Origin of the sequence: Mariniflexile gromovii (genome assembly GCF_017814435.1) — a bacterium.
GTDB classification, from domain to species: domain Bacteria; phylum Bacteroidota; class Bacteroidia; order Flavobacteriales; family Flavobacteriaceae; genus Mariniflexile; species Mariniflexile gromovii.
This window is the reverse complement of record NZ_JAGJCB010000001.1, coordinates 396,602-409,595: the sequence shown is the minus strand read 5'-3', so window position 1 is coordinate 409,595 and position 12,994 is coordinate 396,602. Positions and strand designations below refer to the sequence as shown.

13 protein-coding genes are annotated in these 12,994 nt (G+C 32.8%); 11 read left to right on the top strand and 2 right to left on the bottom strand.

Features of this window, described 5'->3' with window-relative positions; genetic code table 11:
* Positions 1-2 precede the first annotated feature (2 nt).
* The 6 genes from J8H85_RS01820 to J8H85_RS01795 all read left to right on the top strand — a co-directional run bounded on the left by J8H85_RS01820 (position 3) and on the right by J8H85_RS01795 (position 7,096).
* On the top strand, positions 3-365 hold the full coding sequence (locus tag J8H85_RS01820; protein WP_209652090.1) for a four helix bundle protein: 363 nt from the start codon (positions 3-5) through the stop codon (positions 363-365).
* Positions 366-390: 25 nt separating this feature from the next.
* The gene (locus J8H85_RS01815; RefSeq protein ID WP_209652088.1) at positions 391-1,425 is read left to right on the top strand and encodes an o-succinylbenzoate synthase; all 1,035 of its coding nucleotides are present in this window, start codon (positions 391-393) and stop codon (positions 1,423-1,425) included.
* A gap of 2 nt (positions 1,426-1,427) precedes the next feature.
* A complete protein-coding gene (locus tag J8H85_RS01810) occupies positions 1,428-2,411 on the top strand; it encodes a CPBP family intramembrane glutamic endopeptidase (protein ID WP_209652086.1) in 984 nt (327 codons plus the stop codon).
* Positions 2,395-3,474: an AMP-binding protein gene (locus J8H85_RS01805; RefSeq protein WP_209652084.1), complete on the top strand. Its 1,080-nt coding sequence runs from the start codon at positions 2,395-2,397 to the stop codon at positions 3,472-3,474. The genes J8H85_RS01810 and J8H85_RS01805 overlap by 17 nt, the downstream gene beginning before the upstream one ends.
* A gap of 86 nt (positions 3,475-3,560) precedes the next feature.
* The gene (locus J8H85_RS01800; RefSeq protein ID WP_209652082.1) at positions 3,561-5,888 is read left to right on the top strand and encodes a VWA domain-containing protein; all 2,328 of its coding nucleotides are present in this window, start codon (positions 3,561-3,563) and stop codon (positions 5,886-5,888) included.
* Positions 5,889-5,950: 62 nt separating this feature from the next.
* Positions 5,951-7,096, top strand: coding sequence for a T9SS type A sorting domain-containing protein (locus J8H85_RS01795; protein ID WP_209652080.1), 1,146 nt, complete (start codon positions 5,951-5,953; stop codon positions 7,094-7,096).
* Between the two features lie 54 nt (positions 7,097-7,150).
* On the opposite strand, the gene J8H85_RS01790 is transcribed toward J8H85_RS01795, so the two are convergent.
* Both J8H85_RS01790 and J8H85_RS01785 read right to left on the bottom strand, forming a co-directional pair.
* A complete protein-coding gene (locus tag J8H85_RS01790; protein ID WP_209652078.1) occupies positions 7,151-7,573 on the bottom strand; it encodes a DoxX family protein in 423 nt (140 codons plus the stop codon).
* A 58-nt stretch (positions 7,574-7,631) separates the two neighbouring features.
* Complete coding sequence (locus J8H85_RS01785; RefSeq protein WP_209652076.1) at positions 7,632-9,260, bottom strand: acyl-CoA carboxylase subunit beta; 1,629 nt, start codon at positions 9,258-9,260, stop codon at positions 7,632-7,634.
* Between the two features lie 179 nt (positions 9,261-9,439).
* Between J8H85_RS01785 and J8H85_RS01780 the strand changes: the two genes are divergently transcribed.
* From J8H85_RS01780 to J8H85_RS01760, 5 genes are all read left to right on the top strand, one after another.
* Positions 9,440-9,970 carry an NADPH-dependent FMN reductase gene (locus tag J8H85_RS01780; protein ID WP_209652074.1) on the top strand — a complete coding sequence of 177 codons (531 nt, stop codon included), beginning with the start codon at positions 9,440-9,442 and terminating at the stop codon, positions 9,968-9,970.
* 1 nt (position 9,971) lies between these two features.
* A complete protein-coding gene (locus J8H85_RS01775; RefSeq protein WP_209652072.1) occupies positions 9,972-10,256 on the top strand; it encodes a GNAT family N-acetyltransferase in 285 nt (94 codons plus the stop codon).
* A gap of 11 nt (positions 10,257-10,267) precedes the next feature.
* Positions 10,268-10,705 carry a MarR family winged helix-turn-helix transcriptional regulator gene (locus J8H85_RS01770; RefSeq protein WP_209652070.1) on the top strand — a complete coding sequence of 146 codons (438 nt, stop codon included), beginning with the start codon at positions 10,268-10,270 and terminating at the stop codon, positions 10,703-10,705.
* A gap of 74 nt (positions 10,706-10,779) precedes the next feature.
* Positions 10,780-11,502: a pirin family protein gene (locus J8H85_RS01765; protein ID WP_209652069.1), complete on the top strand. Its 723-nt coding sequence runs from the start codon at positions 10,780-10,782 to the stop codon at positions 11,500-11,502.
* Between the two features lie 220 nt (positions 11,503-11,722).
* The gene (locus J8H85_RS01760; RefSeq protein ID WP_209652067.1) at positions 11,723-12,880 is read left to right on the top strand and encodes an OmpA family protein; all 1,158 of its coding nucleotides are present in this window, start codon (positions 11,723-11,725) and stop codon (positions 12,878-12,880) included.
* Positions 12,881-12,994 lie beyond the last annotated feature (114 nt).

Below are 12,994 nucleotides of genomic sequence, written 5' to 3'. Positions count from 1 at the left end.
AGATGAAAGAAAATATTATTCAAGTCAAAACATATGCTTTTGCTTTACAAATTGTTAAAATTTATAAGCACTTATGTGAAGATAAAAAAGAGTTTGTTCTATCTAAACAATTACTTCGAAGTGGTACATCCATTGGCGCTAATATAGAAGAAGCCATAGGAGGTCAATCGGAAAAAGATTTTTATGCTAAACTTACAATTTCATATAAAGAAGCAAGAGAAACTAAATATTGGCTTCGATTATTACAAGATTCGGGCTATTTAGACGAAGAAAAAGCGATTAAAGTACTCATAGATGTTGAAGAAATACTTAGAGTTATAGGAAGTATTCAAAAAACGATGCAAAGCAAAAATTCTAATCCGTAATTCGTAATTGACAATTCGTAATTTAATGAAAGCTTTTTACAAAAAATACATTTTAAATTTTAAACAAGCCAGCGGTACATCTAGAGGTGTTCTAAAAACCAAAGAAACTTATTTTCTTATTTTAAATTCTGAAGGAAAACAAGGCGTTGGTGAATGCGGGTTGTTTAGAGGTTTGTCTATTGACGATAGACCCGATTATGAAGAAAAACTACAATGGGTTTGCGATAATATTCAATTAGATTTAGATTTTTTACTGAATGAATTATTGGAATTTCCTAGCATTCAATTTGGTTTGGAAATGGCTTTTAAATCTTTAGAAAGCCATAATCCGTTTGAATTATTTCCTTCAAAATTTACACAAAGTGAAGATTCCATTGCTATAAACGGACTGATTTGGATGGGGTCTGAAGCCTTCATGAAACAACAAATTCAAGATAAAATTGAAGCAGGTTTCCATTGTATCAAAATGAAAATTGGAGCCATCGATTTTCAAAGCGAAATAAATCTCTTAAAATCCATTCGAAAAGAATTTACTTCAAAAGATATCGAACTACGTGTGGACGCCAATGGCGCTTTTTCACCTTCCGAAGCTTTAGAAAAACTAAAAATTTTATCAGATTTAGACCTCCATTCTATAGAACAACCTATAAAACAAGGTCAAGTAGATGTTATGGCTAAACTTTGTGCAGAAACACCACTTCCTATTGCCTTAGATGAAGAATTAATCGGAGTGTTTTCTGTAACAGAAAAGCAAAAGTTACTACAAACCATAAAACCTCAATACATTATTTTAAAACCGAGTTTAGTAGGTGGCTTTAAAGGAAGTGATGCATGGATTGAAATAGCGCAACAAAACCAAGTAGGATGGTGGATTACCAGTGCCTTGGAAAGTAACATTGGGTTGAACGGCATTGCACAATACACCTACACAAAACAAAGTAAGTTGCCACAAGGTTTGGGCACAGGTGCTTTATTTACCAATAATTTTGATTGCCCATTAGAAGTAAAAAACGGTACTTTGCAGTATAATAATAAAACAGATTGGAAATTTAATTTATAGATATGTATATAGCCCAAGTATTTAATGTATTACACGAATGGTGGCGGTATTTGGTAGGACTGGTAATTATTGTTGTTGCTGTGGTAATCGGGCAAATTCCTTTTACGGCAGCAGTTATGTTTAAGGCTATTAAAGATGGCGATAATATAATGGGCATGGATGAAACAAAAATGATGTCACTTTTAGAGCCAAATCTAAATTTGTTTTTAATGTTATTGTCTTTTGCAGTAGGTTTATTGGGCTTATTGTTAGTGTCAAGATATTTACACAATCAATCTTTTACACATTTAACTACTTCTAGAAAAAAGATAGATTGGAAACGCTTTTGGCTTATCTTTTTTGTTTGGGGCATTATTTCAAGCGGCTTAGTTGTAGTAGATTATTTTATGTCTCCAGAAGATTATGAAATAAACTTTAAACTCGTGCCTTTTTTAATACTCTGCGTTATTGCTATTCTTTTAATACCTCTACAAACTAGTTTTGAAGAGTATTTGTTTAGAGGTTATTTAATGCAAGGGATTGGGGTTATTGTAAAGAACAAGTGGATGCCATTGATTATTACTTCAGTAGTTTTTGGTTTACTGCACATAGCAAATCCAGAAGTTGATAAATTAGGACCCATCATCATGGTTTATTATATAGGAACAGGTTTGTTTTTGGGAATCATGACTTTAATGGATGAAGGTATGGAACTATCGCTTGGGTTTCATGCGGCCAACAATCTTTTTACTGCACTTTTAGTAACTGCAGATTGGACGGCATTTCAAACACATTCCATTTTAAAAGATATGTCCGATCCTTCAGAAATGACTATTGGCGAAATTTTTGTTCCCGTATTTGTGGTTTTCCCTATATTGCTATTTATTTTATCACGAATTTATAAATGGACCGATTGGAAAGAAAAACTATTTGGAAAGGTAGTTGAACCTGTAAAAGAAGATACTTTCGTTATAGAAAACACTAATTCTAATGGAAACGAATTTTAAAAATATTCACGATAAATTCAAAATTAGAGGCGTTCATTATTCAAAAGAACACCTATTGCAGCTTGCGTATAATTTTGTAAAAGAAGGCGCAACCTATGAGCAGGAAATCGGCAAGTTTTTACATCAATGGTTGGATGATAACGATTTTGTTGAAGTAAATACATCTGGCTCAACAGGAACACCCAAGTCCATAAAAATAAGTAAACAAGCTATGGTAAATTCTGCCTTAGCTACCGGTGATTTTTTTGGTTTAAAACCAAGCAATTCAGTTTTACATTGCCTACCAACGCAGTTTATTGCAGGTAAAATGATGTTGGTTAGAGCCATGGTTTTAGGTTTGGAACTGGATTTGGTAGAACCAACTACCAAGCCCGTATTCGATGTTGAGAAAGGCTATGATTTTTGTGCCATGATACCGCTACAGCTTGAAAATACATTACAAGATTGCGACCAAATTAAAACCATTATTGTTGGAGGTGCTTCGGTTTCCAATGCTTTAAAAGCTAAAATTAAAAATATCAATCCTCATGTTTATGAAACTTACGGCATGACGGAAACCGTTACACACATCGCTCTTAAAAAACTTAATAACTTCCGTCATGCTGAACTTGTTTCAGCATCACATTTCAAATTACTTCCAAATATTAGTATTTCAACTGATGCACGTGATTGTCTAGTAATTGATGCACCTAAACTTTCAAAAGAAAAAATAATAACAAACGATATTGTAAAAATACATTCAGAAACCGAATTTGAATGGTTAGGGCGTTTTGATAACGTTATAAACTCTGGCGGTTTAAAACTGTTTCCAGAACAAATTGAAGCTAAACTTCAAAACAAAATACAATCTCGTTTTTTTATGGTGTCCAAACCCCACGAAACATTAGGAGAACAACTTGTTCTTGTTGTTGAAGGTTCTATAGATTCTATTGATGCTTCTGCTTTTTCTGAATTAAAAAAACATGAAAAACCGAAGCAAATTTTCACGTTACATACATTTATTGAAACAGCTTCGGGTAAAATTCATCGTAAAAAAACATTGGAGTTAGCAAATCGTCTTTAACTCATTCAAAAGCCCACTTCACTCATTGGTGGTTTTAAAATAAAGTAGTTGGTTTTAATTTTATGCAAAACTTTAAATCAGCTATTATGAAAGCATTACTAAAATTTATTTTTGTGTTGACGGTTTCAATGCAAATGCAATCACAAGAACGACTAATAACAGGTAAGGTAACAGCCGCAGATGATAACGCACCAATTCCAGGAGTTAAAGTCTTAATAAAAGGAACCTCAACAGGGGTAGTAACAAATTTTGATGGTGTGTACGAAATTAAAGCCAAAGACACTGATGTTTTAGTGTTTTCATTTCTGGGCTACAAATCTGTTGAAAAACATGTAGGTAAACTAAATACTGTATCGGTGGCATTGGAAGCAGATGTCTCTTGTTTAAATGAAGTTGTAGTAGTTGGCTATGGTACTCAAAGAAGAAGTTATGTAACAGGTTATGTATCTCAAATATCGGCATCACAGTTAAAAAGAAACAAAAAAGAAGCTTACCATAATAAGCTTGCAAACCAAATTCAGTATAATTCAGTTACTAATGCATTGCAAGGAAAACTAGCAGGTGTTGCAGTAACTAACACGACAGGGAACACAGGTTCTAACGCGCATATTGTAATTCGAGGGGCCTCAACTAATTCTAGTAACAATCAGCCCTTAGTGGTGGTAGATGGTAATATAATGCCATATAACATGCTGGAATCTGTTAATCCAAATCAGGTGAACGATATAACAATTCTAAAAGATAGCAATGCAACAGCAATTTATGGGAGTAGAGGAAGCAATGGTGTTATTATAATTTCAACAAAAAATAATGCAGAAGTATTAAACCAACCTTTATATATTGTTGATGGCGTTCCTATTAAAAAAGAACACAATTATATTATTGAAAATTTACCAAAGTCGGATATTGATGCTAAGAAAAGCTACAACAAGGCTGAAACCAAAGAGAAGTTTGGTAAAATAGCAAGCAATGGTTGCGTGGTTATTACAACACATCAAGGTAATTTCAGGATCAATAACCAAGAAAGTTATGCGGTAATTGAAGAAAATAATTTTGAAAGAACATCGCTTTCTCCACTATCTACATTTTCCATTGACGTAGACAAAGCTTCTTACAGTAATATAAGACGCATGATTAACAGTGGTTTAGCTATTGAACCTGATGCTGTTAAAATTGAAGAAATGATTAATTATTTCGATTATAATTACCCGCAACCTACTGGTGAGCATCCATTTTCCATTAATACCGAAGTTGCCAAAACACCTTGGAACAACAGCACCAAAATTGTTAAAATAGGTTTACAAGGAAAAACATATGCAAATGAAGAGTTGCCAACATCCAATCTAACTTTTTTGATTGATGTTTCGGGCTCTATGAGTTCGCAAAACAAATTACCATTGTTAAAATCTGCTTTTAAATTATTGGTAAATCTGTTACGGGAACAAGATAAAGTTTCTATTGTGGTGTATGCTGGTGCAGCAGGCGTGGTGTTAGAGCCAACTTCAGGGAAACATAAAGAAAAAATAATCAATGCTTTAGATAATTTGAAATCAGGTGGTTCAACAGCAGGTGGTGCTGGTATTAAATTAGCTTATAAATTAGCTGAAGAAAATTTCAAAAAGAATGGAAATAACCGGGTAATTTTAGCAACGGATGGCGATTTTAATGTAGGGGCATCAAGTGATAAAGCCATGGAACATTTAATTGAAGATAAACGGAAATCGGGCGTATTCCTATCTGTTTTAGGTTTTGGTTATGGAAATTATAAAGATTCAAAACTTGAAATTTTAGCTGATAAAGGAAATGGAAACCATGCATATATTGATAATATGCAAGAAGCTCAAAAGGTTTTTGGTAAAGAATTTGGCGGTACACTGTTCACCATAGCTAAAGATGTGAAAATTCAAATTGAATTCAACCCAAATAAAGTACAAGCTTATAGATTAATTGGTTATGAAAACAGAATGCTTGCTGATGAAGATTTTGTAGATGATACCAAAGATGCTGGCGAATTAGGAAGCGGACATACAGTAACTGCGTTGTATGAAGTGATACCAGTTGGGGTTGATAGTAAGTATTTAAAGGATGTAGCCGATTTAAAATACACGAAACCTGAAGCACTTAAAGATTATTCAGATGAATTATTTACGGTGAAATTTAGATATAAAAAACCTGAAGGTGATAAAAGTATAGAAATGGTTCATATTCAAAAAGATGTTGTTACTGAAGCTTCTAAAGGTTTAGATTTTGCATCGGCAGTTGCTTTGTTTGGAATGCAATTAAGACATTCTAAATACCATAACAATTCAAAAATAGAAGATGTTATTACTTTAGCTAAATCGGGGAGAGGTGACGATGAAGATGGTTACAAATCTGAATTTATACGATTGGTTTCATCTTATAATAATTTGTAAAATTAAAAGAATAGTTAAAAAACTTTTCTTTAATTTTGTGTAAATCAATACATCGAAACATTATGAGAAAAACTACATTTTTAGCTTTGTTTATTTTTACAATAGTAATGCAAGGGCAAGACAAACTATTCTCAACCGTTGATCAATTCTTTGATGGCTCAACTTGGGTTAATAGTCGAGGTACTAATTATGAGTACGATAGCAATAATAATTTAACACTCGAAACAGAGTTGGTTTGGGATTTAATAGAAAGTAAATGGAAGAATGACTATTATACCGAATATACATACAATGCTAATAATAAAGTGACTTTGGAATTATATAAAGAATGGAATGATGCAACGAGTCAATTTGACGATTCGGAAAGAGTTGTTTATTCATACAATGGGAATGGAGATATCACGGAATACCTATTACAATCTTGGGAAAATGGTGCATGGGTAAACATTTATAAAAATGTTTTTGAGTATGCTAATAACAAAATAAATGTAGCCTATGATTATGATTGGGAAGGTGGCATATGGGTATTGAAAGAGCGTTCTACATTAACATATAACTTAAACAACAGACCTGATACTATTTTGTTAGAAAAGTGGGATGGTGTCCAATATAACGTGTCAGATAGAGATTTGTTTACTTATAATGGAAATAATAAAATAACTGTTAAAACTTACGAAACTTGGAATGGTGTATCTTGGGAGGAAGAAGACAGAATTGAATATGATCTAGATTCAAATTCAAATAGAATAACAGAAACTTATTTTTATGATGGGGGCACTTATGTTGAAAGCTATACTTATGATTTAACTAAATTAATGTCTAATTACGCACATCCATACAAAGATAAAACAGGTTTAGATTTTATTACAGAAGACAATCCTTTTTACAATAAAGTAGAGAGTTATAGTTCAGGTAGTAATAATAGAACTGTTGCAAATTACGATAGTGCTCTAGTATTAAGCGTAGAAGATTCTAAAATAGTTGAAAATAAAATAAAGGTGTTTCCCAACCCAACATCAAATTATGTAAATATAGAAAGTTTTGCAAAAACTTTGAACAATGTTGAGATATACAACACTATAGGAGCAAAAGTATTTTCTACCCAAGAAAGTCGTTTTAATATAGAGTTTTTAAGAACAGGTGTTTATTTTATTAATATTACAGATAATACAGGCTTTGTATTTACGCAAAAAATAGTAAAAAACTAAATTGTAAAAACTGGCAGGTCATAATAAAAAAAGCGACTTTAAAGTCGCTTTCTTTTATTGTTGCATTTTGAAATAATAATCCAGTGAATGTTTTCCAGAACCATATACCAGAAAAAAAGCACATACTAGTAATGTAATAATTGCTAATATTAAGTTATTGGTGTTCATTTCGCCAACAAAATTTATCAAAATGGCACCAATTAATATAGGTATTTGTGCAACAATGGCCCAACGGGTTAATAAGCCACAGGCAATAAGTAACCCGCCTATAAAGTGTGCCGGTGCTACATAATGAACGGCAATCATACCACCTGCCATATTTTGCATGGGTTTAAACAACTCGGTAAGCATCATGCTGTCTGCCATAAAATTAATGCCTTTAATAAATAGGAACGTACCTAAGGCAATGCGGAGCAAATCAAGTGGTAAATAGGTATGCCCATTTGCCCACTTATTTAGGGTTTTAATTGTTTCCATGATTGAAGTTATTGATTTTCAATACAAAAGATACAAAAAAATGCGAAGATTTTAAAATTTAAACCTGTAAAACTCCTAAATTAAAAGCTTTTTCAATAGGGGCGTGGTTTGCCGCTTCAATGCCCATGCTAATCCATTTACGCGTATCCAAGGGGTCTATAATGGCATCCGTCCAAATACGTGATGCAGCATAATAGGGGGATACTTGGTTATCGTATCGGTCTTTAATTTTATTGTAGAGTTCGTCTTCTTTTTCTAGGGTGATTTTTTCACCTTTTTTTTCTAAAGAAGCTTTTTCTATTTGAAGCAAAACTTTGGCGGCAGAGTTACCACTCATTACTGCCAGTTCTGCACTTGGCCATGAAACAATCAATCGCGGATCGTAGGCTTTACCACACATGGCGTAATTACCTGCACCATAGCTATTTCCAATGATGATTGTGAATTTAGGTACTACCGAATTACTAACGGCATTCACCATTTTAGCACCATCTTTAATAATGCCACCATGTTCACTTTTACTGCCCACCATAAACCCGGTAACATCTTGTAAAAACACTAAAGGGATTTTTTTCTGGTTACAGTTTGCTATAAAACGCGTGGCTTTATCGGCGCTATCATTATAAATTACGCCACCAAATTGCATTTCGCCTTGTTTGGTTTTTACCAGTTTACGTTGATTGGCAACAATACCAACTGCCCAACCATCAATTCGGGCATAACAGGTAATAATGGTTTTTCCGTAGCCTGCTTTGTATTCATCAAATTCCGAATTATCAACCAATCGTTTGATAATTTCATACATATCATATTGGTCGGCTCTCGATTTTGGTAAAATCCCATAAATATCTGCAGGATTTTCTTTTGGTTTGTTAGCATCTATTCGGTTATAGCCTGCTTTGTCATAATCACCAATTTTACCAATAATATTTTTGATGGTATCTAAAGCATCCTTATCGTCTTTGGCTTTATAATCGGTTACACCGCTAATTTCGCAATGTGTCGTAGCGCCACCAAGTGTTTCATTATCAATAGTCTCTCCAATGGCGGCTTTTACTAAATAACTGCCTGCTAAAAAAATACTTCCTGTTTTATCAACAATCAATGCTTCATCACTCATAATGGGCAAATAAGCACCACCCGCAACACAACTTCCCATAACTGCAGCAATTTGCGTAATGCCCATACTGCTCATAATGGCGTTGTTTCTAAAAATTCTTCCGAAATGTTCTTTGTCTGGAAAAATTTCATCTTGCAAAGGAAGGTAAACCCCAGCACTGTCTACCAGATAGATTATAGGTAGTTTATTCTCTATAGCAATTTCTTGAGCTCTTAAATTCTTTTTGGCCGTAATAGGGAACCATGCACCAGCTTTCACAGTGGCATCATTAGCAACAACAATACATTGTTTACCGTTTATGTAACCAATTTTTACAACAACACCTGCGGATGGGCAACCTCCATGGGGTTCATACATGCCTTCACCAGCAAAAGCGGCAATTTCAATGGATTTTGTACCAGCATCCAATAAATAATTCACACGTTCATGTGCCGTCATTTTCCCTTTAGCGTGGTGTTTTTCAATGCTCTTTTTTCCACCTCCCAAATGTACTTTGGCAAGACGTTTATTAAGTTCTGAAACTAATAGTTTATTGTAATCTTCGTTTTTATTGAAGTTTAAATCCATCGGTATTTTATTTGAAGCTAAAATACAAAAGTTTCAATTTATAGTTTGTTTTTGTTAATGTTTTATTAAATATAGTTACATGGAAATAGTTTCCTTGGAAAATAAATAATATTGTTATATATTTACCATGGAAACTAAATAAGGTTTCTCTATAGAATTAATACATAAAAACCAGTTTAATGAAGAAAATAATAGCCTTTGCAGGATCAAACAGTAAAGAATCAATTAATAAAAAGTTAGCAACTTATACGGCAAGTTTAGTTGAAAATGTAAACATAGATATTTTAGATTTAAATGATTTTGAATTACCGCTTTTTGGAGTGGATTTGGAAAAAGAACAAGGATTTCCGGAAAACGCCCATAAATTTTTAAATTTAATTAAAGCTTCTGATGGTATCATATTGTCCTTAGCAGAACATAATGGAGCGTATTCAGCAGCCTTTAAAAATATTTTTGATTGGATGTCTAGAATTGATGGAAAACTTTGGAGCAATAAACCCATGCTATTAATGGCAACTTCGCCTGGTGCTAGAGGTGGTGCCAGTGTATTGGGCATTGCTAAAAATAGATTTCCTTTTAATGGAGGAAATATTGTTTCAGAGTTTTCATTGCCAAGTTTCAATGATAATTTTAAAGATGGAAAGTTGGTTAACGATGCATTGAATTCAGAGCTATTAAAAGCAGTAAAAACATTTCAAAATAATCTATAATATGGAAATTAAGCAAGCAGACAACGGAAAAAAAGGTGCTTTTTACATTGAAATTGATGATGTAAAAGTTGCTGAAATGACTTATTCGAATGCAGCACCAAATAAGATTATTATAGACCACACAGAAGTGAGCGATTCGCTTAAAGGACAAGGCGTGGGCTATAAGTTAGTAGATGCGACAGTTGCATATTTACGAGCCAATAACTTAAAAGTAATTCCGCTTTGTCCGTTTGCAAATGCTGTTTTTAAGAAAAAGCATGAACAATATGCCGATGTTTTAACTTAAACCAAGAAATTATGGGAGACATAAGTAAAGATATCAACTCAAAGTTTGCCAATAACAGAATTAAAGCCCTGTTAAATATTTTATACACTGCAAACTGGATTTCTGGTTTTCAGAACGACTTTTTTAAAAAATACGGTATTTCGCCGCAGCAATACAATATTTTAAGAATATTAAAAGGCGCAGGTGAACCCGTAAACGTTCAAATTATTAAAGATAGAATGATAGAGCGTTCGCCCAATGCCACAAGGTTAATGGATAAACTATGCGCCAAAAATTATATTGAGCGTTTAGCTTGCGACCACGATAGACGCGTTGTTAAAATAGCTATAACTAAAGAAGGAAATGCGCTATTAGATGCCATTCCTGATAATTTTAATAGCCATTTACTAAAGAATTTAACCGAAGATGAAGCAGAGCAATTAAGCAATCTGTTAGATAAAATGAGATAACATTCCTGCGGAAGCAGGAATCTTTAAAAAGTAATAATTAAAAAAAGATACCCGCCTGCGCGGGCATAGAAAAGATGAAAACAATCATACATAAAGCCGAAAGTAGAGGGTTTGCAAACCATGGTTGGTTACAGGCAAACCATTCGTTTAGTTTTGCAAGTTATCATAATTCCGAAAAAGTGCATTTTGGCGCTTTAAGGGTTTTTAACGACGATATTATTGCACCAAAAATGGGTTTTGGAACTCATCCACATGATAATATGGAAATCATTACCATTCCGTTAAAAGGTGTTCTAAAACATAAAGACAATATGGGTGATGCATGGATAGCTGTACTGCCTAATGAGGTTCAAGTTATGAGCGCTGGTACAGGTGTACAACATTCTGAAATTAACGGTTCTGCAGACGAACATTTAAGCTTGTTTCAAATTTGGATATTTCCAGATAAACAAAATGTGGAGCCAAGATATGACCAAAAAAAGTTTGAAGCATCTGACAGAAAAAACAAGCTTCAAACCCTAGTAACATCTATTGACGAAAACCATGAAAGCAGCTTAAAAATTCATCAAGACGCCATAATTTCTAGAATCGATTTAGATAGCAATACTGATTTTGAATATAAACTTAAAAGTAGAAATCATGGCGTTTATATGATGACAATAAATGGGAAAGTATTGATTGATAACTCAGTTTTAGAAACACGTGATGCCGCAGGAATTTCTGAAACCGAAGCTTTTTCAATTATAGCAGAGCAAGATTCCAGTTTATTGTTTATTGAAGTTCCTATGGATTTCTAATTAAAATTTTAATATAATTATATAAAGCACCCTCGTTATGGGGCGCTTTTTTTATTTAAGGATCGTTTCAATTTTTAAACACGAATTCGGGGTGGATTTCATTATAAAAATCCAAATAGAACCTTATTATCGATTATTTGTACGATTCAAAGTATATATTATATAAATTCTGTGTTTGCATGTTATTTTCGCGTAAAATTTTCAACCCCAATTTAAAGTGATGCAAAAAAAAGTAGTTTTATTAGTCTTTCTTATCGCCAATATTTTTACAATTAATTCTCAAACTCCCGAACTTACCAAAAAAGATTCAATTATTGTTGGTTCTTGGATTTTTGGAATAGGTTTTAATGTGGTTGATGATTCTGGCGATATGTTTCGTGAATTATTTGATATAAAGTCCGCATGGCATGCTGTTCCATTTCCTTCTCGTTTAAGTATAGGAAAATATTTTAAAAATGGATTAGGTGTTGAGGGAATTGCATCCTATAATAAATATAAAACAGGCAAAACAGTTGATGGTTATCCACTTACAAGTAACAAGGATTATTTTTCTATTGACTCAAGATTGAGCTATGATTTGAATAAAATTATTGGAGAAACGGGTTGGTTTGATCCTTATGTTGGAGTAGGTGTTGGCTATACAGATGCCAATAATAATCCTAGAGGAACATACAACGGCGTATTAGGTTTTAGAACTTGGTTTTCCAATAGGTTGGGATTAGATATCAATACGTCTGGAAAGTGGACTATGAATAAAAATACAAACCATTTGCAACATGCTATTGGCGTTGTGTATAGATTTAATGTTAAAAAGGAATTAACCGAGGAAGGAGAGGAAAAATTAAAATTAATCAATGCTGAATTTAATGAAAGAATTCGAGTTAAAGATTCCATAGATACAGCAAATAAATTGGCAGAGGAAGCTAGATTATTAAAAGAAAAATTAGAAAATGAAAAAGAGGCTCAAAGACTTGCAGACCTTGAAAAAGAAAAAGAAGAGGTTAGGAATAAAATACAAAACAGAATTAATAACTTAAATAATATATATTTTGCTTTAAACTCATCTAGTTTAAATACAACTTCAAAAAACACATTGAAAGAATTAATATTGATATTAAATGAGCATCCTAAATTACTATTAGAAATAAGTGCACATACCGATTCTAGAGGTTCTGCAGCGTATAATCAAAAACTTTCTGAAAGAAGATTGAAAAGTACTTTAGATTATTTATTTGGAAATGGGATTGAAGACTATAGAATTGACGGAAAAGCTTTTGGTGAAACACAATTGATTAATGAATGTGATGATAACACAAAATGTTCTGAAATAAAGCATAAACTAAATAGAAGATCTGATATAAAAGTAAAGAGTTTTTAATAACTCAACTTGAGAATAATCAATATTTAATTTAGTAAAAATTAGAGTTTTAACGGGTTTGTCTTTTCAAGGATTTACCCGTTTTTTATTTGAATAGTTGATTTTGATGATTCT

Bases quoted from the DNA above. Each gene is read 5' to 3' on its own strand.
- J8H85_RS01780 (WP_209652074.1), top strand. From the start codon at position 9,440: ATGAAGAAAATAATAGCCTTTGCAGGATCAAACAGTAAAGAATCAATT.
- J8H85_RS01775 (WP_209652072.1), top strand. From the start codon at position 9,972: ATGGAAATTAAGCAAGCAGACAACGGAAAAAAAGGTGCTTTTTACATT.
- J8H85_RS01800 (WP_209652082.1), top strand. From the start codon at position 3,561: ATGAAAGCATTACTAAAATTTATTTTTGTGTTGACGGTTTCAATGCAA.
- J8H85_RS01815 (WP_209652088.1), top strand. From the start codon at position 391: ATGAAAGCTTTTTACAAAAAATACATTTTAAATTTTAAACAAGCCAGC.
- J8H85_RS01765 (WP_209652069.1), top strand. From the start codon at position 10,780: ATGAAAACAATCATACATAAAGCCGAAAGTAGAGGGTTTGCAAACCAT.
- J8H85_RS01785 (WP_209652076.1), bottom strand. From the start codon at position 9,260: ATGGATTTAAACTTCAATAAAAACGAAGATTACAATAAACTATTAGTT.
- J8H85_RS01760 (WP_209652067.1), top strand. From the start codon at position 11,723: ATGCAAAAAAAAGTAGTTTTATTAGTCTTTCTTATCGCCAATATTTTT.
- J8H85_RS01795 (WP_209652080.1), top strand. From the start codon at position 5,951: ATGAGAAAAACTACATTTTTAGCTTTGTTTATTTTTACAATAGTAATG.
- J8H85_RS01805 (WP_209652084.1), top strand. From the start codon at position 2,395: ATGGAAACGAATTTTAAAAATATTCACGATAAATTCAAAATTAGAGGC.
- J8H85_RS01810 (WP_209652086.1), top strand. From the start codon at position 1,428: ATGTATATAGCCCAAGTATTTAATGTATTACACGAATGGTGGCGGTAT.
- J8H85_RS01770 (WP_209652070.1), top strand. From the start codon at position 10,268: ATGGGAGACATAAGTAAAGATATCAACTCAAAGTTTGCCAATAACAGA.
- J8H85_RS01790 (WP_209652078.1), bottom strand. From the start codon at position 7,573: ATGGAAACAATTAAAACCCTAAATAAGTGGGCAAATGGGCATACCTAT.
- J8H85_RS01820 (WP_209652090.1), top strand. From the start codon at position 3: ATGAAAGAAAATATTATTCAAGTCAAAACATATGCTTTTGCTTTACAA.